General features: G+C 68.3%; 28 protein-coding genes. 20 read left to right on the top strand and 8 right to left on the bottom strand.

Going from position 1 to position 25883, the window contains the following annotated elements; translation table 11 throughout:
- The first annotated feature begins 231 nt into the window (after positions 1–231).
- The 5 genes from ABD352_RS38725 to ABD352_RS38710 all read left to right on the top strand — a co-directional run bounded on the left by ABD352_RS38725 (position 232) and on the right by ABD352_RS38710 (position 3855).
- Complete coding sequence (locus ABD352_RS38725) at positions 232–1377, top strand: molybdopterin-dependent oxidoreductase (RefSeq protein WP_344617548.1); 1146 nt, start codon at positions 232–234, stop codon at positions 1375–1377.
- A gap of 2 nt (positions 1378–1379) precedes the next feature.
- The gene (locus ABD352_RS38720; protein WP_344617547.1) at positions 1380–1844 is read left to right on the top strand and encodes a hypothetical protein; all 465 of its coding nucleotides are present in this window, start codon (positions 1380–1382) and stop codon (positions 1842–1844) included.
- A gap of 85 nt (positions 1845–1929) precedes the next feature.
- Complete coding sequence (locus ABD352_RS57845) at positions 1930–2328, top strand: ArsR/SmtB family transcription factor (protein WP_425553844.1); 399 nt, start codon at positions 1930–1932, stop codon at positions 2326–2328.
- Positions 2329–2427: 99 nt separating this feature from the next.
- Positions 2428–3276: an SDR family oxidoreductase gene (locus ABD352_RS38715; RefSeq protein WP_344617546.1), complete on the top strand. Its 849-nt coding sequence runs from the start codon at positions 2428–2430 to the stop codon at positions 3274–3276.
- 279 nt (positions 3277–3555) lie between these two features.
- Positions 3556–3855: a YciI family protein gene (locus ABD352_RS38710; RefSeq protein WP_344617545.1), complete on the top strand. Its 300-nt coding sequence runs from the start codon at positions 3556–3558 to the stop codon at positions 3853–3855.
- Positions 3856–4062: 207 nt separating this feature from the next.
- On the opposite strand, the gene ABD352_RS38705 is transcribed toward ABD352_RS38710, so the two are convergent.
- The 3 genes from ABD352_RS38705 to ABD352_RS38695 all read right to left on the bottom strand — a co-directional run bounded on the left by ABD352_RS38705 (position 4063) and on the right by ABD352_RS38695 (position 5659).
- Complete coding sequence (locus ABD352_RS38705; protein WP_344617544.1) at positions 4063–4839, bottom strand: SDR family NAD(P)-dependent oxidoreductase; 777 nt, start codon at positions 4837–4839, stop codon at positions 4063–4065.
- Between the two features lie 152 nt (positions 4840–4991).
- On the bottom strand, positions 4992–5243 hold the full coding sequence (locus ABD352_RS38700; RefSeq protein WP_344617543.1) for a hypothetical protein: 252 nt from the start codon (positions 5241–5243) through the stop codon (positions 4992–4994).
- Between the two features lie 11 nt (positions 5244–5254).
- Entirely contained in the window at positions 5255–5659 is a 405-nt protein-coding gene (locus tag ABD352_RS38695) for a hypothetical protein (protein ID WP_344617542.1), read from the bottom strand.
- Between the two features lie 416 nt (positions 5660–6075).
- Here ABD352_RS38695 and ABD352_RS38690 point away from each other — a divergent pair, with 416 nt between their 5' ends.
- The 4 genes from ABD352_RS38690 (at position 6076) to ABD352_RS38675 (ending at position 9469) form a co-directional block, all read left to right on the top strand.
- The gene (locus tag ABD352_RS38690; protein WP_344617541.1) at positions 6076–7287 is read left to right on the top strand and encodes an ABC transporter substrate-binding protein; all 1212 of its coding nucleotides are present in this window, start codon (positions 6076–6078) and stop codon (positions 7285–7287) included.
- A 239-nt stretch (positions 7288–7526) separates the two neighbouring features.
- Positions 7527–7745, top strand: a complete 219-nt coding sequence (locus ABD352_RS38685) for a hypothetical protein (RefSeq protein ID WP_344617540.1) — start codon at positions 7527–7529, stop codon at positions 7743–7745.
- Positions 7720–8682, top strand: a complete 963-nt coding sequence (locus ABD352_RS38680; protein ID WP_344617539.1) for a D-2-hydroxyacid dehydrogenase family protein — start codon at positions 7720–7722, stop codon at positions 8680–8682. The genes ABD352_RS38685 and ABD352_RS38680 overlap by 26 nt, the downstream gene beginning before the upstream one ends.
- Positions 8683–8899: 217 nt before the next feature.
- Positions 8900–9469, top strand: coding sequence for a nuclear transport factor 2 family protein (locus ABD352_RS38675; protein ID WP_344617538.1), 570 nt, complete (start codon positions 8900–8902; stop codon positions 9467–9469).
- 277 nt (positions 9470–9746) lie between these two features.
- Here ABD352_RS38675 and ABD352_RS38670 read toward each other — a convergent pair whose 3' ends face one another.
- Entirely contained in the window at positions 9747–9875 is a 129-nt protein-coding gene (locus ABD352_RS38670; protein ID WP_344617537.1) for a hypothetical protein, read from the bottom strand.
- Between the two features lie 198 nt (positions 9876–10073).
- Positions 10074–10247, bottom strand: a complete 174-nt coding sequence (locus ABD352_RS38665) for a hypothetical protein (RefSeq protein ID WP_344617536.1) — start codon at positions 10245–10247, stop codon at positions 10074–10076.
- An 86-nt stretch (positions 10248–10333) separates the two neighbouring features.
- Here ABD352_RS38665 and ABD352_RS38660 point away from each other — a divergent pair, with 86 nt between their 5' ends.
- From ABD352_RS38660 to ABD352_RS38635, 6 genes are all read left to right on the top strand, one after another.
- A complete protein-coding gene (locus tag ABD352_RS38660; protein WP_344617535.1) occupies positions 10334–10612 on the top strand; it encodes an ArsR/SmtB family transcription factor in 279 nt (92 codons plus the stop codon).
- Positions 10609–10977, top strand: coding sequence for a VOC family protein (locus ABD352_RS38655; RefSeq protein ID WP_344617534.1), 369 nt, complete (start codon positions 10609–10611; stop codon positions 10975–10977). Before ABD352_RS38660 ends, ABD352_RS38655 begins: the two co-directional genes overlap by 4 nt.
- Positions 10978–11217: 240 nt before the next feature.
- Complete coding sequence (locus ABD352_RS38650) at positions 11218–11517, top strand: hypothetical protein (protein WP_344617533.1); 300 nt, start codon at positions 11218–11220, stop codon at positions 11515–11517.
- A gap of 413 nt (positions 11518–11930) precedes the next feature.
- A complete protein-coding gene (locus ABD352_RS38645) occupies positions 11931–13085 on the top strand; it encodes a glycosyltransferase 87 family protein (RefSeq protein ID WP_344617532.1) in 1155 nt (384 codons plus the stop codon).
- A gap of 567 nt (positions 13086–13652) precedes the next feature.
- The gene (locus ABD352_RS38640) at positions 13653–15770 is read left to right on the top strand and encodes a catalase (RefSeq protein WP_344617531.1); all 2118 of its coding nucleotides are present in this window, start codon (positions 13653–13655) and stop codon (positions 15768–15770) included.
- Between the two features lie 548 nt (positions 15771–16318).
- Positions 16319–16666, top strand: coding sequence for a VOC family protein (locus tag ABD352_RS38635; RefSeq protein WP_344617530.1), 348 nt, complete (start codon positions 16319–16321; stop codon positions 16664–16666).
- Between the two features lie 133 nt (positions 16667–16799).
- On the opposite strand, the gene ABD352_RS38630 is transcribed toward ABD352_RS38635, so the two are convergent.
- Positions 16800–18269 (bottom strand): S8 family serine peptidase, encoded by a 1470-nt coding sequence (locus tag ABD352_RS38630; RefSeq protein ID WP_344617529.1) that lies wholly within the window; start codon positions 18267–18269, stop codon positions 16800–16802.
- A 564-nt stretch (positions 18270–18833) separates the two neighbouring features.
- Positions 18834–19805, bottom strand: a complete 972-nt coding sequence (locus ABD352_RS38625; RefSeq protein ID WP_344617528.1) for a hypothetical protein — start codon at positions 19803–19805, stop codon at positions 18834–18836.
- Between the two features lie 582 nt (positions 19806–20387).
- On the opposite strand from ABD352_RS38625, the gene ABD352_RS38620 reads away from it, so the two are divergent.
- From ABD352_RS38620 to ABD352_RS38600, 5 genes are all read left to right on the top strand, one after another.
- Positions 20388–20654: a hypothetical protein gene (locus ABD352_RS38620; RefSeq protein ID WP_344617527.1), complete on the top strand. Its 267-nt coding sequence runs from the start codon at positions 20388–20390 to the stop codon at positions 20652–20654.
- 25 nt (positions 20655–20679) lie between these two features.
- Positions 20680–20841, top strand: coding sequence for a hypothetical protein (locus ABD352_RS38615; RefSeq protein ID WP_344617526.1), 162 nt, complete (start codon positions 20680–20682; stop codon positions 20839–20841).
- A 428-nt stretch (positions 20842–21269) separates the two neighbouring features.
- Entirely contained in the window at positions 21270–23657 is a 2388-nt protein-coding gene (locus ABD352_RS38610; RefSeq protein WP_344617525.1) for a galactose-binding domain-containing protein, read from the top strand.
- Positions 23658–23978: 321 nt separating this feature from the next.
- A complete protein-coding gene (locus ABD352_RS38605) occupies positions 23979–24251 on the top strand; it encodes an SDR family oxidoreductase (protein WP_344617639.1) in 273 nt (90 codons plus the stop codon).
- Between the two features lie 70 nt (positions 24252–24321).
- Positions 24322–25437: a glycoside hydrolase family 19 protein gene (locus ABD352_RS38600; protein ID WP_344617524.1), complete on the top strand. Its 1116-nt coding sequence runs from the start codon at positions 24322–24324 to the stop codon at positions 25435–25437.
- A 180-nt stretch (positions 25438–25617) separates the two neighbouring features.
- Here the strand turns inward: ABD352_RS38600 and ABD352_RS38595 are convergent, their stop codons facing one another.
- Complete coding sequence (locus tag ABD352_RS38595) at positions 25618–25851, bottom strand: hypothetical protein (RefSeq protein WP_344617523.1); 234 nt, start codon at positions 25849–25851, stop codon at positions 25618–25620.
- Positions 25852–25883 lie beyond the last annotated feature (32 nt).

The following is a 25883-nucleotide window of genomic DNA, read 5'->3' as shown; positions in this document are numbered from 1 at the left end:
GGTTTGCCACGTGGGCGGGCGGGTAGCCGACAGGGTCTGGACGGCACGTGCACGAGAGGCAACGGTGGGGTGGCGGACGATCAGGCGAGTCCGGACGCAGCGTCACCAGGCCGCCAGCCGGCTAGGCCGCCGGGACCGTTGCGTCGCGAATTCTGGCGTAGCCCGATCCGCGGTCCCTGGCTGACGTCGGTGTTCGGCGTGGTACTGCTGGCCGGGGTCACAATACTGTTCGTGACCGGCCTGTTGTCCTACGCCGCCTACAACCCGGACCTGGGCAACGACACCACCCCCGACAAGGGGCTGCTGGGCTTCTACCTGTTCGACTGGCCGACGCACCCGGCCTGGCTGTACCGGCTCACCCAAGGCCTGCACGTCACGCTCGGTGTCGTGCTCATTCCGGTACTGCTGGCCAAGCTGTGGTCGGTCATCCCGAAGCTGTTCGACTGGCCGCCCGTTCGCAGCCCCGCACAGGCCCTGGAACGGCTGTCGCTGCTGCTGCTGGTCGGCGGGGCGATCTTCGAGTTTGTCACGGGCCTGCTCAACATCCAGCTGTTCTACGTCTTCCCCGGCTCCTTCTACAGCCTGCACTTCTACGGCGCCTGGGTCTTCGTCGCCGCGTTCGCCGCCCACGTCGCCCTGAAACTCGGCAAGATGACGCGGGCCCTGCGTTCGCGCCGGCTCCGCGACGAGCTACGCACCGACCTGGCGCACACCCGGCCCGAGCCCGCCGACCCGGACGGCCTCGTGTCGCCCGCACCGGCCGCGCCGACGATCTCGCGGCGCGGCGCGGTAGGGCTGGTCGGTGCCGGCTCCCTGCTGCTGCTCGCGGTGACGGTCGGGCAGAGCCTCGGCGGCTGGGCGCGGTACACAGCGCTGTTGGCCCCCCGTAACCGCAACCCCGGCGACGGACCCAACGGCTTCCAGATCAACAAGACGGCCTCGTCCGTCGGCATCACCGCGACCGAGGTCGGTGATGCGTGGCGACTCGTCGTGCGGGGTGGCGACCGTGAGCTCACCCTGACCCGGGAGCAACTCCTCAAGCTGCCGCAGCACGCCGCCGCACTGCCGATCGCCTGCGTCGAAGGGTGGTCCACTGAGGATCAACACTGGAGCGGGGTGCGCCTCGCCGACCTCGCCGACCTCGTCGGCCTGTCCGCCGCGGCGAACGTCCTGGTGGAATCCGTGCAGCGGACCGGGTCCTTCCGGTCCGTCGTCCTGCGCGACAACCAGATCCGCGACCCGCGGTCGCTGCTCGCCCTGCGGGTCAACGGCGCGGACCTCTCGCTCGACCACGGCTATCCCGCTCGTGTGATCGTGCCGGCCAACCCGGGTGTGAACAACACCAAGTGGGTGGGCGCACTGACCTTCCGGATGTGATCGTGGCCCGCTTCATCCGCTGGTACGGCGCGAACCCGTTGCACCTGCTCGCCCTCATCTGCGCGTTCGCGGTGGCCGGCTATGCCGCCGTGCGACTGTTCGCGGTCCAGCCTATCGGCGTGGCCGTGTGGCTGGTCGGCGCGGCGATCGCGCACGACCTGATCCTGTTCCCGTTGTACGCGGTCGCCGACCGATCGGCCCGGTCGGTGCTGCACCGCCGCGCCGCCGATCTGCACACGATCCCGTGGATCAACTACCTGCGCGTACCGGCAGTCCTCTCCGGCCTACTGCTGCTGGTGTGGTTCCCGCTGGTCTTCAGGATGGTGCCCGGCTTCGAAGCCGCCACCGCGCTGTCGCAAGACGTCTACCTCGGCCGCTGGTTAGCGATCACCGCGGTGCTGTACGGCGGGGCAGCCCTCGCCTTCGCCCTGTCAGCACGCCGGACCCGCGCGGCCGGCGGCGGATAGTCCAGTAGCGCAAGCGACATGGCGCCGACAACGCCAAGCCGGGGGTGCAAGGGCGACCCGACCCGGCCGCGCCTGCTCGAGTTTCCTGCTGTACGCCGAGCTCACCGTTGTCGAATGCGTCGACCACATCGGCCTGGCCCAGAGCCGGGTCTCGACCCACCTGGGTTGTCTGGCCGACTGCGGCCACGTCCGGGTCCGCCGCGCCGGCCGATACGCCTGCTACCGGGTCGCTGACCCCCGCGTCGCCGAACTTGTGGCGCTCGCCCCCGCCATCGCCGCCGACAACCACACGGCGCTATGCCGGTGCCACCGCATCACCGAACCCGACTTCCCGCCACCCCCGGCCGTCCGTGCGATCGTCATTGCCTTGCCGAGCCACGTGGAGATCGTCGACAACAGCCGGCATGGGCGTGTGCGGCGAATGAGGTCGCTGGGCGATTCGGAGTTCGGCTGGATGACGGGATCGCGGCAGGGTAGCCCGTAGTGGTCGGGCAAACAGCTACTCCGAGTCGGTGCGGCGAATCCTGGTCAACTGCTGCCTTACCGGGAGCCGACGCTGGGAGCGTCAGGTTAGGAGACTGAAGTGACCAAGGTACTCATCACGGGATGCGGCACTGGCTTTGGACATGAGGTGGCGATGCGGCTGGCGAAGAAAGGCTTCGATGTCATCGCCGCCGTGGAAATCTGGGCTCAGGTGCAGACCTTGAAGCAGCAAGCCGCGCAGCGCGGAGTGAAGTTGCAGGTGGAGAAGCTCGATGTCACTGACGACGGGGATCGCCGGAAGGCTTTGACCTGGGACGTCGAAGTACTGGTGAACAACGCCGGCGTCGGCGAGGGCGGCTCGACGCTCGACATCCCGGCCGTCAACATCCGCCGGGAATTCGAGGTGAACGTCATCGGGCCGCTGCTGTTGACCCAGGGCATCGCCAAGCAGATGGTCAAGCGCGGAAAGGGACGTATCGTGTGGGTCTCCTCGCGAGAGGGGCTCAACGTCAATCCCTTCACCGGCATCTACTCGGCGTCCAAGCACGCGGTGGAAGCCATCGCCGAGACCATGGCCCTGGAGTTGCAGGAGTTCGGCGTCGAGGTCGCGACCGTCAACCCCGGACCGTTCCTGACCGGCTTCAACGACCGAATGTTCCAGACCTGGCAAGGTTGGGAGGACGACCCGTCCGAGCGGCTCTTCGACTACTCGAAACTCGCTTTTCCTCGTGCTCAATTCGATCCCGAGCCGGTGTACGCCACGATGACGGCCGTCGCCGCCGGCGAAGTAGACACCTATCGCAACCTGGAACCCAAGTCGATGATCGACGAGACCAAGAGCCTTCAGCAGGTGCCGTGGGATCGGAAGACGAAGGACGGCCTGGGAACCCGACCCGGGCAACTGCAAGCCTCCTACGACATGGAGCCCGAAACCCCGATCACTGTGTAGTGAACACGCACCCAAGGCGCATCCGGCCACCCCTGATGCGTGGCAGGACCGCGCTCGGGATGCGGTTCGAAGTGCGCTGAGCCCACCGGGCCCAAGATCCCGCAGGCTCGCCGGAGCTCTTCCCGGTTCAGGGTGCATCCGGGGGTAAATCAGCTCCGGGTTGACTCGAACGCGAGACACTCTCGTACGGACTTTCTCCTGACCTGATGGCCTCGCCCGCAGAGTCGTCGATCCGGCCGGCGTCGTCGGCTTGGGGAAGATAGGAGTCCCGGCAAATCCATGAACTGGTATCTGGCTATCCGCCGCATGACCGAGCGGTCAGCTTCGTGGCGTGATCTGCTGCCCGCTCACCTGGCCTGGCTGAAAGACAGGCACGACACGGGCACCATCATCATGTCCGGGCCGGGCACCGAACCTAACCTAGGGATCTACATCATGCGGGCGCCCGGCATCGCGGAAGCCACCCGCATCGCGCAAGCGGATCCGCTTTTGCAGAGTCCAGGAAGCACCGTTGAAGTGATCGAGTGGCAGCTGCACCAGATCATGGGCATCGGGGCGTTCGACCCCGGAGTCCTTTAGCTGCTGCTTCGGCCTGAGACAGGCAGGTGGCCGAGACTGACTGCAGCCGGTCGCCGATGCCGAAGCCGCCGCCAGATCGTCGCGGGTCGGCTGGCCAGGGCGGCGACCTTCTCAGCGCACGTAGTGATGCTCGGTGCTCAAGCCCAGATCAGGCCGAGAGGGCCGACGGCGGCAAGGACGACACCATTGCGGAGTCCCGGGCCGGGTTCACAGCAGCCCTCCGTCGACAGTCAGGGTAGACCCGGTGATGTAAGAAGCATCCGGCGAAATGAGGAAGGCAACCGCGGCGGCGATCTCCTCTGGTTCGGCCAGGCGCCCGAGCGCGCTGATCAGCCGCGGCAGCATTTCCGGCTGCAGGCCCGGCAGATCGTGCAGTGCAGGGTTGGCGTACTTCATCCCGTACTCGGCGGACATGCGCGTTCGTGTGCCGCCCGGCGCGATGGCGTTGATCGCGATACCGCGCTGGGCCAGCTCGGGAGCCAGGTTGAGCACCAGCGCGGAGACTGCCGCCTTGCTGGCGGCGTACAAGCTGTGCTCGAACACGGCGATCCGGGCGCTGACTGATGAGGTGAGAACGATTCGCCCGCCCTCGCCCATCACCGCGGCGGCGGCCTGGGTAATGAACAGCTGGGCGGCCACGTTGGTGGCGAACACTCGCTCAAAGTCCGCCGGTGTGATTGACGCCAGCGCGCCGAAGTGCTCCACCCCGGCGTTGCTGACCAGCACGTCCAACCCGCCGAGCGCGTCCACGGCGCGCTCGACCAACGATGGGCAGGTAGCCGGGTCGCTGACATCGGCCTGCAGCGCGACCGCTCGGCGGCCCTCGTCGGTCAGCTCGGCAACCAGGTCCTCGGCGTCGGAGGCACTGGAGCGGTAGTTGACAGCTACCGCCGCGCCGTCAGTGGCCAGGCGCCGCGCCACCGCGGCTCCGATACCCCGCCCCGCCCCGGTCACCAGCGCCCGCTTGCCGGTCAAAATGTCCATGCCTGGCCCTATCCGCCCTGGCCCAACGTGAGCAGCACGCCTCCGTCTTCCCGGCATGCCCTCCCGCAAACCTGGGGCACTGCCAGCCACCGCCATCTCATTCAGCCTCAAGCATCAGGGGCAATGGTGTTGCGACGACCATGTGAAATCGGTCAATACACGTCCCGGGCCTTCGCCACCGCCTGCCGGGCCGCCGGCGTGCGCCAATCGATGAGCCCGATCGGCAGCTCCGCCGCCGCCGCCGAGTCGTTCGACGCCGCCTGAAACGCGAGACCCCGCAAGGCCTTCGCACGTTCACCGACGAACGCGAGAGGGAGTTGCCCCTGATCCAAGATCAGGGGGCAGGCCCCGGCTTCGTCGGCGCGGCCGAGCAGGCCCAGCATGTCGCCGATGCAGCCAACCACGTTCGGCAGGCTCAGCTCTCGGCGATCGCCGGATTCATGCCGGACGCTGGATCCTCGACCGGTACCCGTCGATAGTTGGCCGGCGCCTCGACCGGATCGCCGAGCCGCCGAGCGATGTGGCCGCGCACGGTCCACGTCTGGCATCCGGCATCGATGTCGCCGGCCTGCTCAAACATGTCCGCCGCTGTGTCTGCGGCGACCATAGCGGCCGCCGGATCGTCCAGGTGCGAGTGGGCGATGGCGGCGTACTGCAGCGCCCACGCCTCCTGCATCCGGTCGCCGACCGTACGCGCAAAGGACAGCGCCCGCTGGGCGTATCCTGCGGCAGCTGCCGGTCGCGCACGCCCAGCGCGCGGCACGCGCGCCAGCATCTCGCCGCTGGCGACCGGACGCCCGTTCATGCCCAGCGCGTCCACGAAATGCACCCCGCGAGGGGAACCGGTCACGCAGTCCCTGCACCACGCGTACAACGAGGGTGGTCTTGCCGAGGCCGGCGCCGCCGGAGATGACCGCGGCGCGTGCCGGCGTCGTCGAGAATGCCGACGGTGCGGAAGATCCAGGCGAGCTCGGCGGGCCGGCCGGTGAAGTCGCCGCCGACGGGAGTATTCGGCACCCACATGCTCGCGATGATGACCGGCTTGATCGTTCTGTAACCCGCTCGCCATTGCAGACCCTTGACACAGGACTGTGCCCGAAGAGATATTGGGCACAACCAAGCGCTTGTTAGGTTCCGAGAACTCCTCGTCAGGCGCCGCATGCAGGAACGACGTGGCGGTAGCGACGTAACAGTTGAGCCCATTTTCACTTTGTCCCAGTAAGGCAGGGGGTAGACGTGGCCATATCCAGGAGATCGGCGGCGCTTGCCGGCGCGCTGATCGCCGCGTTGGTGGCGCTCGCGGGCTGTAGCAAGAGTGGCTCTGACGCACCGAGCACCGGCACGGCGACCGGTGATCCCATCATCATCGGCCTGGACCAGGACAGCACCGGTCCTGGCGCTTCGTACAGCAACATCTCCGGCAAGACGATCCGACTGGCCATTCAGGACATCAACGACAAGGGCGGCGTGTTGGGCCGTCCGCTCCAGCTTGTGGTGGGCAACGACGAGAGTGACCCGACCAAGTCGCCGGCCGTGGTGCAGAAGTTGGTCAGCCAGGGCGCCAAGCTGGTGCTGATGCAGACGGGTGGCGCGGCATCGGCGCAGGCCAAGCCGACCCTCACCCAGCTCGGTGTCCCGGCCATCGCCCCCACCAGTGTGACCCAGACGCTGGTCGACGCGCCGAACAACGAGTTCATCTACATGCTCGCCAACTCGACCGGCGACTGGGCCGAGGTGTACTGCGGAGCGTTCCAGAAGGCCAACATCAAGAAGATCGGCGTGCTGACCGATGACTCGTCGACCATCGCGGCGGTGAACAAGTCGCTGCTCGGCGCGATGCCCTGTGTGCAGGTCGCGGCGACAGAGAAGGGCGCCACCGCGGCGTCCGACCTGTCCGCACAGGTGGCCCGACTCAAGGACGCGAACGTCGACGCGGTGATGGTGACCAGCCTCGGTGGCGCGTTCGAGGTGCTCGCGCAGAACACGCTCGCCAGCCAGATGGCCGCGAAGCCGCGGTTCTCGCTCGCGTCGATCGGGAATCAGCCGGAGTCCTGGAAGCTGGCCAACGCGGGTGCCCTCAACGGTTTGGTGTTCATGGGTTCCATCAACAACCAGAACCCTCGTACCCAGGAGCTGACCAAGTTCCTGAAGGACAAGAACGGCGCCGACTACGAGGTCACGGCCTATGACGCCCAAGCCTGGGACACCGTGCACATCGTCAAGCTCGCGATCGAGAAGGCCGGCGGCGCGGACGACGCGAAGAAGCTGAACGAAGCGATCCAGAGCGTCTCGAAATATCCGGCCTCGTTCGGCCAGGCGAGCTTCACTCTGTCCTACTCCGCCACCAAGCACCTCGGTGCGGATGGCCTCTGTGGCCTGTCCCTGATCGAGTTCGGCGCGGACAACAAGCCGAAGGGGCCGTGGGCGACCTACCAGCCGCCCTGCTAGACCGAAAGTCGGCCGTGGGGCGGACATCCTCCGCCCCACGGTTCGATGATCGTGTCCTGCCTGACTGCTTGACAGCCCCGACGGCCCGAAACAGATTGGCACAACCAAGCGCTTGTTAGGCGGGCGGGATGTGTCGCGGCTCTTCGGCTCCAACGAAACCGGTGCGCCGTCCCCGGACCCGTACCACCGACTCGGCCGATCTGCGTCTGCGTACCGCCGGGGCCGTCATCGGATCCACTGTGGACCTCGACGAACTGCGCGAGCGCCTCAGGGTGCGCGGCGTCGCGACCGAGACCTGGCCGGAGCGGCTGGAACTCGCGGACGAGCTGCCTCGCGGCTCGGGCGGCAAGGTCGCCACGGCGGAGCTTCGCGCCGACCTTCGTCGCAGGATGTCCCTGACCCGTAGCCAGCTTCATCGAGGGAGCCCGCGCCATGCCGATTCGGATCGCCGTCCTTGACGATTATCAGTGCGTCGCCCGGTCGAGTGCCGACTGGACGCCCCTCGACGGCCGGGCCGACGTCACATTCTTCCACGACCATGTTGCCGACCCGGCTGACCTGGTGCGCCGGCTGGAGCCGTTCGAAGTGGTCGTGGCGATGCGCGAGCGGACGGCGTTCCCGTCGGCGATCCTCGACAGGCTGCCCAATCTGGCCCTCCTGGTCACCACCGGTCCGTTCAACGCGGCGATCGACGTCGCGGCCGGACATGCCCGCGGGATCGTGGTCTGCGGAACTGACGGCGTGCCGCACACCACGGCCGAGCTGACCTGGGCCCTCATCATGGCAGTCACCCGCAGAGTGCCGGCGGAGGATGCCGCGCTGCGGGCAGGGCATTGGCAAACCACGATCGGTCCTGAACTGGCAGGATCGACCCTCGGCATCATCGGGCTGGGCAAGATCGGCTCGAGGATCGCCCGCTACGCACGGGCCTTCGATATGGACGTCGTCGCCTGGAGCCAGAATCTCACCAACGAGCGGGCGGAGTCGGTGGGCGTGAAACTCGTCGGCAAGCGCGAGTTGTTCGAGCGTGCCGACGTAGCTACCGTCCACCTCAAGCTGAGTGAACGTACGAGGAACCTGATCGGTCGACCCGAGCTGGAACTGCTCGGCCCGCGCGGTTACCTCGTCAACACCTCGCGCGGGCCGATCGTGGACGAGAATGCCCTCGCCGAGGCCCTGTCGGACGCCGTCATCGCCGGCGCGGCGCTGGACGTGTTCTCCGTCGAGCCGTTGCCAGCAGACCACCCGCTGCGCGACGCGCCGAACACTGTTCTGACGCCACATATCGGCTATGTCTCGGTACCGATGTATGAGCGGTTCTTCTCGCACGTGGTGGAAGACGTCGTGTCATGGCTGCAGGGCACCCCGGTTCGGGTAATCCCGGCCGATTCGTAAGCGCCGAAAAGGTCAGGGACGAGTACCACAGAACAGCCTTGACTCGATCCACGAAATAGCAGCGCACGGGCCCTGAAGCTAGATTTGGCGCAGTACAGGGTCAGGCGAGAGCAATGAGGGGGTCAGGGCGCGTCGACATTGACACGAGCGTCCGATCATCGAACACGGCCGCCTTGACGCAGCACAGCATCGACAGACTCGAGGAAGTGGGTGACCAATGCCGCGGGAAGACCAGGTCGAGCAATCACGGGTCGATGTGACCATGGCCGTTACTGATTGCCTGTACCGGTATGCGAGGGCGGTCGATCGATGTGACTGGGACTCGGTGCGTGCGTGCTACCACGACAATGCCTTCGATCACCACGGTGCGTACCAAGGCGGGGTCGACGGGCTGATTGAGGACATGAAAATTCGCCACGCACAACTGGACTCTTCAGTCCATCTCATCACCAACGTCCTCGTTGACCTGCCCGATCCGTATGTTGCATTGGTCGAGTCCTACTGCCTGTGCTATCTAAGGCGCCGCAGGCAAGAAGTCTCTGGCGCACAGCAAGTGACGACCGTGAAATGTCGATACCTGGACAAGTTCACGCCGGATGCTCGTGGTCGGTGGCGTATCGCATCCCGCATGGTTGTGTTTGATGAGCTGTGTGTCGGGGAGGTTCACGACAGTCGGCCACAGGCAGGCGCTCGATCAGAGAGGGATCAAAAGGACCCATTGTGGACCTTTCTTGATCGCGGAGCGGACTGGAACTCAGAAGATTATGCCTCTGGGGTCGGGGCATGAACGGGAGCGCGGCAGCGCTGTAGGGCACCCCGCTCCAGGGCGAGCGAGGATCGCAACGCTGCGCCCGGGCTCCGGTTCGTTGAGGATCGCAATGTGAAGGCGGCCTTCGATGCGGTGCTGGAACTCGGGGTGGGGTTGTGCGGCGGCGACTACGCCGGCTTGCCCGATGCTGGTAGGAGTAGCGCAATTCAGGAGACGGGGGAATGAACGGGTCGGGAGGCCGCCGCCGGCGACTTCGCGAGCATGGACAGCGGCATGAGCGTCGACGCTCACGTAATTAGGTGATCGTCCACACGGCCACCGTGACCGCTTCGGCGCTGGGCGGGCGCAGCCCGTACTGGCAGTCGTGGACGTACGACGCCATGGGCAACCGCAAGACCCAGGTGGACCGCGGCTGTCGCGACATTGCCGCACCGCCGATGCGATGGTGCCAATGCCCGTCACGGCATCCCACGTCCAGATCTGCCCGGTATCCCCGCAGTCGGCTCCCCGACCCGTCGAGCCGCACCGGCTCGGCGACGAGCGGCAGCCGGATCGGCCGGACGGTGCCGTCGATCTCGGCGGTGCCCCACAGTCATGCCCGGCCGCGACGCAGGATGCGCTCCTACCGGTGCAGCGAGTCGAGCGCCGCGAGCCGCTGGCCGGCGTTGCCGGCCGGGACGCGGTCGGGATCGGCGAGCCACAGCGGGGCGGGCGCGCCCTTGGCCACGTCGCGCACGCGGTCCCGCCCTGCCGGCGCGAGGTCGGCGAGGGCGGCGCGGACGCGGCCGGGCTCCATAGGCGCCCAGTGCTGTCACCGCCATGCTTCGCCGGCTCGCCACACGGACGATTGACTATTTCGGGTACTGGCGAAATAGTGAGGTCATGGATGTCGACGAGCTGCTGCGGGCCGTCGCGCATCCGGCGCGGCGCGAGATCCTGCGGCTGTGCGGCCCCGGCCGCCAAGCGGCGGGGACGCTCGCCGACGCCCTGGGCCTGGCGCCCGCGAGCACGTCCGAGCACCTCAAGGTGCTGCGCAAGGCCGGCCTCGTCGAGCTGGAGAAGCAGGGAACGTTCCGGTGGTACCGCACAAACCCGGCCCTGCTGCGCCGGCTCGCCCGCTACTTGACCGATTTTTCGGATATTGGAGGAATATCGCAATGAGCAGCCCGATTGTGCACATCGACATCCACGGCGGCGACGAGGCCGCCCAGCACCGCTTCTACGCCGAGCTGTTCGGCTGGCAGGTCGACGCGAAGGGCCCCGGCTACGCCCTGGTCCGCACGCCACCGGGCGGCCCCGACGGCGCCCTGGTCGAGTCCGAGGACGCGCCCGGCGTGGTGTTCGGCGTCGCGGTCGACGACCTCGACGCGGCGGTCGAGCGGGCCGCCGCCCTCGGCGGCACCGTGGTCATGCCGCCGACCGACAACGGCTGGGTGGTCAAGGCCCAGGTCACCGACCCGGCCGGCAACCGCGTGACACTCGTCCGATCGACACCGACGAATGTTGGATACACTGCGGCTGGGTAAACGGGACGGGAGCAGGCGGCCGGACGTGCCGGCGCGTGGCTGGTTGCCCCAGTCCCGCCCGGCCGGCGTAAGCACTGTGCTGGCCGTGATCGCGGCGACGAGCGCGATGCCGAGCGGCAGCGCCAGGTGCAAATCCGTCCGGAGCGAGCGGGGTGGCGGCCGAGGAGACGACCCGCCGTCGGTGTGGGAGCCCCGGTCCTCTACCAGCTGTTCGGTGACAAGAAGGGGCTGCTCAGCGCGGTGGTCGACTACGGGTTCGACCGCTATCTCGCGTCGAAACGTGCCGCACCGGCCTCCGACGACCCGGTGCAGGATCTCCGCACCGACTGGGATACCTGTGTCGCGTTCGCCTTCGCTCATCCGCCGGTGTACCGGCTGATGTATTCGCCCGGCTTCGACGCCGTGCCCAGCGCCGCCCAGGAGGCGCTCCGGCTGCTGCGCGCGAGGTGCTGGTGCGCTGCGCGGCCGACGGCCGGCGGCGGGTCGACCCCGACCTGGCGTCGCCGACGATCATGTCGGCCAACGTCGGCGTCGCGCTGAGCCTGGTCACCCAGCCGAACACAGCACCTCAGCTCGCGGCGCTGCTGCGCGCCTTCCGAGCGTCCTCGGCGGCCCGAAGACCGCCCTGCTGGTGCACTGGCTCGACACCCTGGCCACACAGGGCGGCAGCCCAGTCGGTACTCCGCCCGGCGGGTGAGTCCGCCGGGCGATCAGCCCGGTCCGTCCGGCCCGGTCTCGCCAAGAGGCCACGGGGATGCCCCGCCGCTTGGAACACTGGGCCGCGACATCGCGCCGCGAGGCCTCCGCCCGGCATTCGCTGCGGTCGAACCGCATTCCTGGACGACACCACATGTGTACACGTGCGGTGTCGACCGCGGTTCGCGCCTCATCGATACCGACGGGAGAGCCGAACGTTGGACACCCGGGCAGACGAATCCGCGTCAGCGTCGAGCGTGTCCGGGCGGCAATGGGTCGGCCTGGCCGTCCTCGCGGTCTGCGTCGCCCTGTTCGTCGCCGCCTCGGCGCGCTGGCAGCACCAGTTTGACCTGCAGATCTACCACGGCGCGGTCCGTTCCTGGGCGCACGGCGGTGACCTGTACGCCTACCGCCAACCGAAGACCGTACGGGTATTCGGCTTCACCTATCCACCGTTCGCCGCGATCGCCATGCTGCCCATGACGATCGTGGCGTGGCCGGTCGCCGCCGTTGCCCTCGCGATCACGTCGGTGTCGGGGACCCTGCTGCTGCTCTGGCGACGGTTTCACCGGTGGGCACCGACGCTCGCCGGCGGGATTCTGCTCGCCGCGGCCGAACCCTGGCGGGACACCCTCAGTCTCGGCCAGATCAACCTGGTGCTGCTCACGCTCGTCGGGGTCGACCTGCTGTACCTGGTCGGACGGCATCCCGGCGCCGGTATTCTCATCGGTGTCGCCGCCGGCATCAAGCTCACCCCGGCGGTGTTCATCGCATACCTGCTGCTCGCCAGGCGTTATCGGGCAGGGTTCATTGCCGCCGGTACGGCGTTGGCGACCGTCGGCCTCGGATGGCTGATCGCCCCCGGGGCATCCCGCGCGTACTGGACGTCGCTGGTCTGGCGGACCGGCCGGGTCGGCGAAATCTTCTCCGTGCCGAACCAGTCCCTCGACGGCGCATTGACCAGGATGCACGCGCCCGCGGCGGTGTGGCCCGCGCTCGTCGTGGTCATCCTGGCGGTCTGGGCCTACCGGGTGCGGCGGGCCGCCGCCGCCGACGACGCCTGGGCCGGCTTGGCGCTGACCGGTGTCGCGGTGTGCCTGATCAGCCCGATCAGCTGGGTGCACCACCTGGTCTGGCAGATTCCGGCGCTGCTCGTCCTCGTCGACCGGCGGGCCGATCGGCGCCACCGGTACTGGTACCTGCTGCTCGGCGCCGGCATCTACGGGTTGATGGCCACCAGGGTCCTCTGGCTGTTCAAGGACCCCGCCAACCCGCTCTACCTGCCGGGCGCGAACATGCACGTCATCACCGGCCTGGTGCTGCTGCTCACGGTACCGGTCAAATCGGCGCCGCGCCCCACCACGGTGCTGCCGGCCCCGGCCACGCGGCCGTCGCTTGCCGAGACCGCGTAGCCCGCCACCCTCGCAACAGCCACCCGTCGAGGGTGGCGTCGCGGCACACTGATCGCCGGGCAAAGGGTACAGGCTTGGCGATATCCCGCACCGGGCAAGGAAGGAACCCCGACCCTGCGGGTACTGCGCCGGGCGGCCGACGAGGGCCTGCCCGTGTACCTCTACGGCTCGACCGCGCAGACCGTGGAACGGCTGGCGGCGTCGCTGACCGCAACCGTGCCCGCGCTGCGGATCGCCGGCGCGGAGTCGCGATCGATCAACTGGACCGGGCCATGGCGACCGGCGCAATCGACAAGACCATCGCCAATCAGCTGGCCACCAGCGCACCGTCAGTACCCCGCTGGTGGGTGTCCTTCTCGTCCTCGGTACCCAGCTCCTGGTAGACCGGCGCCACGTAGTGCCGACCGCGGCGTCGCAGCGCAGTCCGGCACGCAGGAGCGCGCCGACGAAACGGTGGCTGCCAACAACGTGAACCCCTGCGGTGTGCGGCACGCGAGGGCGGGTAGGGCAGGAGAGATGAGTCGGGAGCACCGCCCGACGCGGCGCGAGCATGACGGGGGACACACGATGGGTGACGAGATCGGCCGGCCGGTGCGGTACGGGGACCAGGCGGTCCGGCAGGGACACGGCGGCGAGACGCACCAGGTGGCGGGCGACGGCCGGCCGAGCCTCACCACCCAGCAAGGCACGATCGTCGGCGACGACCAGAACAGCCTGCGGATCGGCGAACGGGGACCGACAGCGCTGGAGGACTTTCACTTCCGGGAGAAGATCTTCCACTTCGACCATGAGCGCATCCCCGAGCGCGTCGTGCACGCCCGCGGCTATGGCGCGCACGGGTTCTTCGAGACGTACGCACCGCTCACGGAGCTGACCAAGGCGGACCTGTTCCAGCGGGAGGGCGAGCGGACCCCGGCGTTCGTGCGGTTCTCCACCGTGGCGGGGAGCAAAGGTTCCACCGACCTGGCGAGGGACGTGCGCGGGTTCGCCGTCAAGCTCTACACGCGGGAGGGCAACTGGGACCTGGTCGGCAACAACATTCCGGTGTTCTTCATCCAGGACGCGATCAAGTTCCCGGACGTCATCCATGCGGTGAAGGAGGAGCCGGACCGCGGTTTCCCGCAGGCGCAGTCCGCGCACGACAACTTCTGGGACTTTGCCTCGCTGATGCCGGAATCCACCCACATGCTCATGTGGATCATGTCGGATCGGGCGATCCCGCGGTCGTTCCGGTTCATGGAGGGCTTCGGCGTGCACACCTTCCGCATGGTCAACGCGCAGGGCCGCTCGACGTTCGTGAAGTTCCACTGGAAGCCGAAGCTGGGCCTGCAGTCGGTGGTCTGGAACGAGGCGGTGAAGATCAGCGGCGCGGATCCGGACTTTCATCGGCGTGACCTGTGGGACGCCATCCAGCAGGGCAACTACCCCGAGTGGGAGCTCTGCCTTCAGGTCTTCGACGACGAGTTCGCCGACCGGTTCCGCTTCGACGTCCTCGACCCGACGAAGATCATCCCGGAGGAGGAGCTGCCGGTCCGGCGGGTGGGCCGGCTGGTGCTGGACCGGATGGTAGACAACTTCTTTGCCGAGACGGAGCAGGTCGCGTTCTGCACGCAGAACATTGTGCCGGGCATCGACTTCACCAACGACCCGCTGCTGCAGGGGCGCAACTTCTCGTACCTGGACACCCAGCTCAAGCGGCTGGGCAGCCCGAACTTCACGCACCTGCCGATCAACGCGCCGAAATGCCCCGTCGCGTCCTTCCAGCAGGACGCGCACATGACGACGGTCAACCCGACCACCCGCGCGAACTACGAGCCCAATTCATGGGAACCGGAGATCGGCGGCCCGCGCGAGGATCCCGAGCGCGGGTTCCACAGCTACCCGGCCGAGGAGGCCGGCGCGAAGCGCCGGCTGCGGCCGGAGAGCTTCGCCGACCACTACAGTCAGGCGCGACAGTTCTACGTGAGCCAGACCCCGGTCGAACGCCAGCACATCGCCGACGCATTCGTGTTCGAGCTGAGCAAGTGCGACCGCGTCGACATCCGCAGCCGCATGGTCGCCGGACTACGCAACGTCGACGACGAGCTGGCGGTGGCGGTCGCCGCCGGGCTCGGGCTGCCGGAGCTGCCCGACCCACTGCCGGCCGCCCGCGAGCCGATCCGGGACCTCCCGCCGTCACGCGCGTTGTCCATCCTGGCCAACGGCCCGGACACCTTCGCCGGCCGCAAGCTCGGCGTCCTGATCACCGACGGTGCGGACGCCGCGCTCCTGGCCGGGCTACGTGAGGCCGCCACGCGGGAGAAGACGAACGTGGAACTCGTTGCGCCGATCGTCGGCGGCATCCAGGCCAGCGACGGCACGCACATCGCCGCCGACCAGAAGCTCGACGGCGGACCTTCCGTACTCTACGACGCCGTCGCCATCCTCACCACGAAGGACGGCGCCGCCGAACTCGCCGCTCAGCCGGCCGCCCGCGACTTCATCACCGACGCCTACGCGCACGCCAAGTTCGTCGGCTACACCGACGACGCCACCCCGCTGTTCGCCGCCACCGGCATGCACAACATGATCGACGACGGGTTCGTGCGGCTCGGTGCCAACGCCGACAACGCCGGCGACTTCCTGGCCCGCTGCCGGCAGCTGCGGTTCTGGCAGCGGCAGTATCCGGCCTTTGCCGCTCGGTGACCCGGGTAGCGCTCGGCGACCGGGGTAGCCGCTGCGCATGGACGTCGCGGTGATGCGGTCCGGGCCGGGGCGCACCACCGACCTGTCACCTTGCACACAGCACGCGCGCGGTGGAGATCCTCTCCGCGTCGGGGATCGATGTCGTGGCATCTGCCGTACGGTCGGGCGGCCGCGGCGCGAGCCGGACGCCTCGAGACATGCCAACCAAACGGGCATCCGCCACGATGGACCGATCGGGTAAGGAGTTCGATCCGCCGGCTCACCGGCGCTGGGCTCTCGGGGGCACGTCAACCCATCAGCTGTTGCCTCTCCTCACGACCAGCGGACGCACGGTCTGCCGCAAGACCTCACGAGGGCAGATCCGAAGAGTGCTGACCCAGCGGCCGCTCCAGAGTCATCCTGCATCCGCAGACTGACAAGGGTCTATGAGATTCGGATGCCGCAGCACATCATGGTTGAGCGCCCCGCAGCGCCCGCCCTGACGGCTGGTGAGCGGGGCCTCTACCCGTGACCCGTACGAGCCAGCACGTCGCATGTCAAACTCCGGCATGACGATTCGCCGTGCCGTACCCGATATCACAACCGCCGATCCGGCCGCGAGCAGCGGGTTCTACCAGCTTTTGGGCTTCCGCGAGGAGATGAACCTGGGCTGGGTGGTCAACCTGGTTTCACCGTCCAACCCCACCGCCCAGGTCATCCTCATGACTAGAGATGCTGCAGCCTCCGTAAACCCGGACCTCAGCGTGGAGGTCGATGACGTCGATGCCGCCTACGAGGCGGTACGCGCGACGGGCGCAGAGATCGTGCACCCGATTACCGACGAGCAGTGGGGCGTCCGGCGCTTCTTCGTCCGCGATCCGAACGGCAAGGTGGTCAACGTCGTCAGTCACCGCTGACCGGCAGAGGGGTCGCGGGTCGCGGCCTTGGGCGGCATGTACGGCGGAGGTCCACCACTGTGCGACAGCGATCGGTGGCGGGCGGTGCTGGAGCGCGGCATGCGCGCCCCGGCGCCGCGTTTGCGGGTTGCGCCTACCGCCACCCGGCTGTGGCCCATGCGTCGCTGGACCAGGTCCGGCCGGACCACGCGCCGCTCGACCATGTCCGGCCGGACCAGGTACGGCCGGACCATGCCGGGTCGGACCAGGTCGTACTCGAGGACCAGGACGGGGCGGCCCAGTTCGCGGCAGCCCACGTTCTGGACGCCCAGGAACTGCCGGACCAATCGTCGCCGGCGACGCGGAATCCCATCCAGGTGCCGCCCGACCACGAGGTCTGTGCCGCCGACTTCGGTGCCCATTGCGCGGTGGCCATCGCCCCCCACACGGTTCGTTCGCCGGTGAGGGCGGTGTTGTCGAGCATGACGTGGCTGGTGCCGCGAGCGGCTTCGAGGCTTCCGGTGCCGTTGGAGGGATTCCAGGTCGGCTTCTGCACGACGCTGCCGGTCCGGGCGAGTGCCCCGTTGACGTTGAGTTCGAGCAGGCCCATCGTGGCGGCCTTGCCGTTGGGCAGGAAGGTGCCGCCCTTGATCAGCCAGTCCTTGACCTGGTCGGGAGTGGCTGACGGCTTGGCCTGGAACAGGAGGGCGGCCGCGGCTGAGGCCACCGCGGTGGCCTGCGAGGTGCCACTGCCCTTGAACAGCGTGTTGCCCACGCGAGCCGTCGGGTAGGCGACGTCGATGTTGGAGCCCGGATCGCGCAGCGACGCGATCGAAGTGCCGGGTGCGAGCAAGTCGACCTGGTTGCCGCCGTTGGACAGGTTCGTGAACGTGGCCAGTGAGTCGTCGGCGGTGCTGACGGTGCCATTGGTGGCAGCCGCACCGACCGCGAGGATCCATTCGTCGGCTGCCGGATTGGTGAGCTTGCCGGCCGCGTTGCCGTTGTTCCCGGCCGCGGCGATCACCATGACGCCGGCCTGCCAGGCCCTCTCGACGGCGTACTGCAGCGGGTCGGTCCAGTTCGGGGGATTGCCGCCCGATCCGTACGAGAGGTTGATCACCCTGATCGGGCTGCCCGGATCATCGTTGCGGTGCTTCACGACCCAGTCGATCGCGGCGATCATCTGGGATACGTCGACGGCACCGTTCGAAGTTCCGATCTTGACAGAGGTCAGTTTGGCACCCGGGGCGACGCCCTTCGCACCCGACTCCTTGTCGTCACCGACGATGATGCCGGCCAGATGCGTGCCGTGGCCGTACGTGTCGAGGTATCGCAGGCCGGCTGCCTGCGACTCGAAGGACAGGTCAGGACCGTTGACCACACTGGTCACCGGCAGACCCGGAACCGGTGCGACGCCGGTATCGATGAGCGCGACGCCGACGCCTTTGCCGGTCAACGCCGCCGCCGGACCTGTGTCAGCGCCGATGATGCTGCGCACCGCGGCGAGTGAGGTCTGTGGCGATGCGCTGTCCGTCGTGCCGGCCCAGGCTGGGCTGGACGCAGGGGGATCCGCCGCCCAAGACACCGATGTGACGGCGACACACAGCACGGTCGGCAGCGTCATCATTGCCGCTGCGACCGCCGTGCGGCGCCGCCGGCCCGAGTCCATCCGTGTACGGCCCACTCTGCTCTCCTTCGCTGCAACGGCGACGTGCCGCGGCCTCAACGATCGCCGGATGCACCAGCGAAGTCACCGACACACCATGGAGAAAGACCGGCTGTACGACACATGCTGACCGCTCGCTGTACGCCGAGTCGACGAATCCGCACCGAACCGCTCAGACTCGGCCGGCAACTGCCGATGCAGTCACGTGGTCAACTGGCTACGTCCCCTACCCGCAACGCATGGAACCCGACGACCAGGCGAGCGTGGTGGTCTGCCGCCTCATCTGCTACCGCAAACTGGCAAAACACCCCAGATGAGACACGGTCTAAGGTCGCCACCGCCGAGCCGCCCGCGGACCTGGGCGAGGGCATGTGGACGTCCTGGCTCACCGACCCCGACGGCTACCGCATCGAACTCGTCCAGTGGCCCCCGGCCACCCCGCCGGCATGACGGCGGCCGACTTCGCCTGAGCGGGAGCAGGCCGTCATCGTGGTGCTCACGGGAGTCGAGCATTCCCGCCGCTCACGCCCCCTGTCCACCGCCCGCGGCGGGGAAGTTCGGCAGCGTGGGCAGCCGGTTGCGGCGGGAGTGGGTGTCCTCGCGGTACACCCGCAGGAGCAGCTCCGGCGGGGCCTGCGGGTGGTAGTGGGCGAGCAGCGCCCGCACCTCCGGGTCGGGGTCGGCGGCGAGGGCGGCGACCAGGTCGACCGGCAGGCGCGGGTCGTGCGCGGCGAGGCGGCGCAGCAGCGGGTTGACCGAGGTCGCCTGGCGTATCGAGTCGGCGAGGTCCGGCAGTGGCGGTGGCGGCGGCGTGTACGGGTGGATCTCGTCCCAGACGTGCGGATAGTGGCCGTCCCACGGGGCGTGCGCGACGTCGATGTCGATGGCCGCGCGCTGCTCCTCGGTGAGCGCGGGGTGCACAGAGACGGTGGTGCGCACCGCGACGTCGGGGTCGGCGGCCAGGTCGGCGAGCTGCTCGGCGCTAAGGTCGGCCCGTGTGGCGAGGGCGCGCCGGACCTCCGGGGACGGGTGCCCGAACAGTCGGGCGACCACGTCCGGCGGCAGGTGCGGGTTCGGCGCGATGAGGTCGAGGTCGCGGTGCGCGGCGAGCAGGTGGTCGATGGTCGCGCGGGACAGCCGGCGGGTGGCCAGGTCCGCGCGGTAGATGTACCCGTTCCGCGGCAGATCTTCGGGCTCCAGCTCCCGGGCGAGCTCGGCATGGTGGCGCGCGACGGCGGCGCGGACCTCAGGGGCCTCGTCGTCGCGCACGAGCTCGAGGACCTCCCCGGCGGGGCCGGAGCCGAGCAGGATCAGCGCGTCGACCAGGCCGGCGCGGATCAGCGGGTCGGGGTGCCGGGCCGCCACCGGGATGCGGCGCCGGTGCCGGGCGACCTGCTCGACGATCTCGCCGGTGAACTCCACGTCGTTCATCAGCCCGCGCCGGTAATGCCGCAGGATCATGTCCAGCTCCTGCCGCAGCGGATCCTCGCGCACGCGGCCGAGCCTACGCGGAAACCCGATGGCCCCGCCGCCCCGCGGCGTTTGATGAGCTTAAACCGCCGGTCGTGGCGGGGGTGTCGGGTGAGTTGGTCATCGAGGCTCCCGGATGGTGCGGACTGTTGGGGTGAGCCGGCGCCGGCTGTTCCTCCACGGTCGGGCACCCGGTCAGGTCGGACCTGTGTTCCGATGAGCGACGATGACGGCAGCAGGCTGGCCTGGTAGGCGATGCTGGGGGTCGATGAGTGCCGCTGCGGGCCGACCGGGGTCGTCCGGGCGGAAGCTGATCACCAGGGTGGAGTTGCCGCCGGGGCCGGCGGCAGCGTTCCGTGACGTGGATGAGCCGTACCTGCGGTCGGGGCCACTGAACCTGGACGAGATCGTGCGCCGTATCGATACCGCCGACGCCGAGGACTCTGATGTACTCGGCGTGCCGCGCCGGGACGTGCCCCAGGCGCACGACATGCGGCTGGCCGCGGCCGTCGCAGCCGGGAAAAGCCGGTTGGTCGTACAGGTCGGTGGATCTTCGACCGGGAAGACCCGGGCATGCTGGGAGGCGGTGCAGGCGCTGCCGGAGCGGTGGCGTTGTGGCACCCGATCGCCCCGACCCGGCCCAAGGCCGCTGCGGCGGCGCTGACGCAGGTCGGCGCGGAGACGGTGGTGTGGCTCAACGAGGCCCAGCACTACCTGTTCCTGCCCCACGATCACCGGCTGGGCGAACAGATCGCCGCCGGACTGCGCGTCCTGCTGCACGACCTGCACCCGCCGCCCGGGGCTCGTGCTGGCCACCATGTGGCCGCCGTATTGGGATACCCTCACCAGCGCTCCGGCGCTCGGTCGGCCTGACCCGTACGAGCAGGCCCGACATCTGGTGGCCGGCACCGGCGTGCGCGTCCCGGAGGAGTTCACCAACGCCGACCTGCAGACCCTCCGCGATACCGCCGGCGACGACCCCCGGCTGAACTTCGCCGTGGCGCACGCCCAGCGCGGGCAGGTGACCCAGCCGACTGGCCGGGGTGCCGGCCCTGCTTGAGCGATACGAACAGGCCGGAGCAGCAGCTCGGGCGGTAATCAACGTAGCCATCGACGCCCGCCGCCTCGGCCACCCCCCATCGATCCCGCTCACCCTGCTCGAGCAGGCCGCCCCCGGCTATCTCGACGACCACACCTGGCAACAAGCCGGCGATGACTGCCCGGACATGGATTTCGGCACCCGCGGGGTGCTTCGACCTGGCGTACGGCAACGCGGGTCCTGGTCCGCGGCAACGTCCAGGTCACGAGGGTGGCGTGCCCGAACCCTCGCCCGGCACGAGGCCACCGAGCCTCACGCCAGCCTTTCCACTCTTCACGTGCAGGTTTGCGGCGGATCCTCAAGATCTTGCAGTCACGAATTCAAGTATTGCAGGAATGTGTCGATGACTGGAAGTATGACGGCCACGTTAACGAGAGGGGAGTGACCACATGGCGATCTCACGCCGGAAGTTCGTCGCCTCGGTCGTGTCCGGTACCGCCCTCGCCGCGGTCTCCACCGGCGAGCTGGTGTCCGCGTGGACCACGACCGCGTTCGCGGCGAGCCCGCCCGGCGATGTCGTCGGCAAGATCACGGTCGGCTATCAGGGCTGGTTCGCCTGTATCGGCGACGGCGCACCCATCAACGCCTGGTGGCACTGGAGCAACAACTGGAGCCAGCCTCCGTCGCCCAGTAACAACGGCACATTGCGCGCGTGGCCCGATATGCGCGAGTACACGCACGGGTATCAGACGGCGTACGCCAACCTCGGCAGCGGTCAGCCCGCGACGCTGTTCTCCTCCTACGACCAGCAGACGGTCGACACCCACTTCCTGTGGATGCAGCAGAACAACATCGACACCGCCGCGCTGCAGCGGTTCAACCCGAACGGCGGCGAGGGTGCGACCCGCGACGCCATGGCCGCCAAGGTACGCAGCGCAGCCGAGTCCAACGGCCGCAAGTTCTACATCATGTACGACGTCACCAACTGGACGAACATGCAGCCGGAGATCAAGGCTGACTGGACGAACAAGATGTCGGCGCACACGACCTCCAGCGCGTACGCGCGGCAGAACGGCAAACCGGTGGTCTGCATCTGGGGCTTCGGCTTCAACGACAACAATCACCCGTGGGATGCGGCCACCTGCCTCGATGTGATCAACTGGTTCAAGAGTCAGGGCTGCTATGTCATCGGCGGCGTACCGCGGGAATGGCGAATCGGCATCAACGGCTCCCGGCCCGGCTTCCTCGGCACCTACCACGCATTCAACATGATCTCGCCGTGGATGGTGGGCGCGATCAGCAGCGCCGCCGACTCCGACAACATCTACAACCAGCTCAACGTCGGCGACCAGGCCGACTGCAACGCCAACGGCATCGACTATCAGCCCTGCGTCCTGCCCGGCGACGTTTCGGCACGCCAGCGTGCGCACGGCGATTTCATGTGGCGGCAGTTCTACAACATGGTGCGCGTCGGCGCCCAGGGCATCTACATCTCCATGTACGACGAGTTCAACGAGGGCAACCAGATCTGCAAGACCGCGGCGACCCTGGCGGATGTGCCCACCAACTCGGGGCTGCTCGCGCTCGACGAGGACGGGACCGCCTGCTCGTCCGACTATTACCTGCGCCTGACCGGCGACGGCGGCCGGATGCTCAAGGGCCAGATCGCCCTTACCCCCGTCCGGCCCACCCAGCCCAACGGCGGCACGCCGCCGCCACCCCCGACCGGGAACCTCGCGCTGTCCAAGCCCACGCAGGAAAGCAGCCACAACCAGTCGTACGCGTCGGCCAACACCACCGACGGCGTTCAGGACAGCTACTGGGAGTCGACGAACAACGCCTTCCCCCAGTGGGTGCAGGTCGATCTCGGGTCGGCGCTCGCGGTGAACAAGGTGGTGCTGAAGCTGCCGGCATCGTGGGGCTCGCGCACGCAGACGCTGTCGGTGCAGACCAGCCTCGACGGCAGCGGGTTCACCACCGTGGTGAACTCCGGAGGCGTCGCCTTCAACTCCGGCAGCGCCAACACGGCCACCCTCACCTTCGCGCAGGCCAACGCCCGCTACGTCCGGATCAACGTCACCGCCAACACCGGCTGGCCCGCCGCGCAACTTTCGGAGCTCGAGGTCTATGGCCCGGCGGCCGGCGGCGACACCCAGCCGCCGACCACGCCCGCCAACCTCGCCTCGACCGGGAAGACCTCCAGCAGCGTCTCGCTGTCCTGGACGGCCTCCACCGACAACGTCGGCGTCACCGGGTACCAGATTCGCCAGGGCAACGCCGTCATCGGGACGACCGCCGCCACGTCGTTCACCGTCACCGGGCTGAACCCGTCAACGTCGTACACCTTCACCGTCACCGCTCAGGACGCCGCAGGCAACACCTCGGCCGCCTCGAACGGCGTCACCGTCACGACCGACCCGGCACCCAACACCAACCTGGCGCGCGGGAAGTCCACGTCGGAGAGCAGCCACACGCAGGGCTACGGCTCCGGCAACGCCGTCGACGGCAACCAGGACACCTACTGGGAGTCGGCGAACAACGCCTTCCCGCAGTGGCTGCAGGTCGACCTCGGCTCGGCGACCTCGGTCGGACGCATCGTGCTGAAGTTGCCGGCGTCGTGGGGTGCGCGTACCCAGACCCTCTCGGTGGCAGGCAGCACAGACGGCACGAACTTCACCACCCTCAAGGCGTCCGCGGACTACACGTTCAGCCCGAGCGCCAACACCACCAGCATCACATTCACTGCTACCGCCACCCGCTACGTCCGGCTCACCTTCACCGCCAACACCGGCTGGCCCGCCGGCCAGGTCTCCGAGTTCGAGGTGTACGCCTCCTGACACCAGCGATCAGCCACCGCATCAACGCACCGATGCCCACCGGCAGGCACCCGGGCTGTCGTCCTGGACCTGCCGGTATGGCGGGGCGCATGTGGACGCCCGCGAACGTTGATCCGAGCTACCGCGCCGGTGTGAGCACCGCACCGACCACGTTTGCCGGGTGAGCGGTCAGATCGCGGTCATCACGGGAGCCGGAAGCGAGACCAGGATCGGCTTCGCCTCGGCCCGGCCGCTCGGCAGCCTCGGTGCGCACGTCATTGTCGGCCGCGACAACCGAGCGCATTGAGCAACGCATAGCCGGGTTGCGCGCCGCCGGGCTGGATCGCGACCGGCTCGGGAACCGAGCGGGAGCCTGCGATGGGAAGAGCTACGCCGGTCGGCAGACTCCGCACCCTGGACGACGTGGCGGCGGTCGTGGCGTTCGTCGCCGTGCCCGAGGCATCGTACGTCAGCGGACAGACGCTGATCGTGGACGGTGCCAACCCCTGCAGGAGGAGAAGGGTCGCTGACGTCTTTGTTCTCAGCGTCCTCAAGGGCGTTGAGGCAGTGGTGCCGACGGGATCCGCACAAATGGCAAGGTCTCTTTACAGTTAGGCAAGTTTGCGATATGAAAAAAGTCCGCCAATTCGATCAGGGTCCATCTCCCACACCCCAGGAGTACCTCATGGACAGACGGCGTTCGGCGTATTTGCGCCGGATCTTCGTCGCGGCCGCCACCGCCGTGCTCGGCACCGTCCTCCTCGTCCCGGGCGTCGCCGCCGCCGCGGGCACGGGCACGATCACCGGATACGGCGGCAAGTGTGTCGATGTCGCGGGCGCCAACACCGCGAACGGCACCCAGGTTCAGCTGTGGACGTGCAACGGTACCAACGCGCAGAGCTGGACCGTGGGCACCGACGGCACGATCCGGGCCCTCGGCAAGTGCCTTGACGTCTCCGGCGGCTCAACGGCCGACGGGGCCAAGGTGCAGCTCTGGGACTGCAACGGCACCGGCGCCCAGCAGTGGGTCGCCAACGCGGCCCACGACATCGTCAACCCCCAGGCCAACAAGTGCCTCGACGCGACCGGTTGGGGCTCGAGCGACGGCACGCCGCTGCAGCTCTGGACCTGCAGCGGTGGCGCCAACCAGAAGTGGACGGTCCCGGGCGGTGGCGGAGGTGGCGGCGGCTTCGTCGTTAGCGAAGCCCAGTTCAACCAGATGTTCCCGAGCCGGAACTCGTTCTACACCTACGCCGGCCTGACCGACGCCATGAAGAAGTACCCCGCGTTCGCCACGACGGGCAGTGACACGGTCAAGCGGCAGGAGGCCGCGGCGTTCCTGGCCAACGTGAGCCACGAGACCGGCGGGCTGGTGTACATCAACGAGATCAACACCGCGAACTGGCCGACGTACTGCGACTGGAGCCAGCCGTACGGGTGCCCGGCCGGCCAGTCGGCGTACCACGGCCGTGGCCCGCTTCAGCTGAGCTGGAACTTCAACTATAAGGCGGCAGGTGACGCGCTTGGGGTCGACCTGTTGAACAACCCGGACCTGGTGGCGACGAACTCGTCGATCTCGTGGCAGACCGGCCTGTGGTACTGGATGACCGGTACCGGCGGCGCGGGCACGACGTCGCACAACGCGATGGTGAACGGCCAGGGCTTCGGCACCACGATCCGGGCGATCAACAGCATCGAGTGCAACGGCGGGAACCCCGCGCAGGTGCAGAGCCGGGTGAACCTCTACAACCAGTTCGTCGCCACTCTGGGCGTGCCCGCGGGTGGCAACCTGTACTGCTGACGCGGACGAGCACTGTCATCGATGGACCGGTCGCGCCCGCGGTGCGACCGGTCCATCGCAACTGTGACGCAGCGGGCGCGGCGCGCGTCTGGTCGGAGCAGTCCACGCTGGCCGGTGAACCGTTCCGAGTCTGGTCGAGAACCTCATCGCGGGCACGGGCGGCAGCAGCCCTAACTTGACTTATAACGTGTTGGGCTTCGGTATCGACCCTGGCTGATTGCCGCCGTCCGATGCGCGGTTTTCCGGACCGACCGGACCGCGCAGACGATCATCGCCGGACACGCGTTCATCCGACCGGGCGCTCGAACCTCGCTTCTCGGCGGTTTGCCCGCACTGTAGATCTTGGTGGGCCTCACCCGCCCGCCGCACTGCCATCGACGCCTCGTCTCCCGACAAGATCAGATGCACGCTCATCGGCTGAGTGTGCGTAGTCGTTGCCGGCGTCA

It is taken from the genome of Dactylosporangium salmoneum (genome assembly GCF_039532525.1).
Taxonomy (GTDB): Bacteria; Actinomycetota; Actinomycetes; order Mycobacteriales; family Micromonosporaceae; genus Dactylosporangium; species Dactylosporangium salmoneum.
Note: the sequence above shows the minus strand (reverse complement) of the source record. Positions and strands in the feature narration are given on the sequence as shown.

Bases quoted from the DNA above. Each gene is read 5' to 3' on its own strand.
- ABD352_RS38595 (WP_344617523.1), bottom strand. From the start codon at position 25,851: ATGAGCGTGCATCTGATCTTGTCGGGAGACGAGGCGTCGATGGCAGTG.
- ABD352_RS38665 (WP_344617536.1), bottom strand. From the start codon at position 10,247: ATGGAGCCCGGCCGCGTCCGCGCCGCCCTCGCCGACCTCGCGCCGGCA.
- ABD352_RS38640 (WP_344617531.1), top strand. From the start codon at position 13,653: ATGGGTGACGAGATCGGCCGGCCGGTGCGGTACGGGGACCAGGCGGTC.
- ABD352_RS38630 (WP_344617529.1), bottom strand. From the start codon at position 18,269: ATGACGCTGCCGACCGTGCTGTGTGTCGCCGTCACATCGGTGTCTTGG.
- ABD352_RS38600 (WP_344617524.1), top strand. From the start codon at position 24,322: ATGGACAGACGGCGTTCGGCGTATTTGCGCCGGATCTTCGTCGCGGCC.
- ABD352_RS38705 (WP_344617544.1), bottom strand. From the start codon at position 4,839: ATGGACATTTTGACCGGCAAGCGGGCGCTGGTGACCGGGGCGGGGCGG.
- ABD352_RS38670 (WP_344617537.1), bottom strand. From the start codon at position 9,875: ATGTCGCGACAGCCGCGGTCCACCTGGGTCTTGCGGTTGCCCATGGCG.
- ABD352_RS38635 (WP_344617530.1), top strand. From the start codon at position 16,319: ATGACGATTCGCCGTGCCGTACCCGATATCACAACCGCCGATCCGGCC.
- ABD352_RS38680 (WP_344617539.1), top strand. From the start codon at position 7,720: ATGCCGATTCGGATCGCCGTCCTTGACGATTATCAGTGCGTCGCCCGG.
- ABD352_RS38710 (WP_344617545.1), top strand. From the start codon at position 3,556: ATGAACTGGTATCTGGCTATCCGCCGCATGACCGAGCGGTCAGCTTCG.
- ABD352_RS38610 (WP_344617525.1), top strand. From the start codon at position 21,270: ATGGCGATCTCACGCCGGAAGTTCGTCGCCTCGGTCGTGTCCGGTACC.
- ABD352_RS38675 (WP_344617538.1), top strand. From the start codon at position 8,900: ATGCCGCGGGAAGACCAGGTCGAGCAATCACGGGTCGATGTGACCATG.
- ABD352_RS38655 (WP_344617534.1), top strand. From the start codon at position 10,609: ATGAGCAGCCCGATTGTGCACATCGACATCCACGGCGGCGACGAGGCC.
- ABD352_RS38660 (WP_344617535.1), top strand. From the start codon at position 10,334: ATGGATGTCGACGAGCTGCTGCGGGCCGTCGCGCATCCGGCGCGGCGC.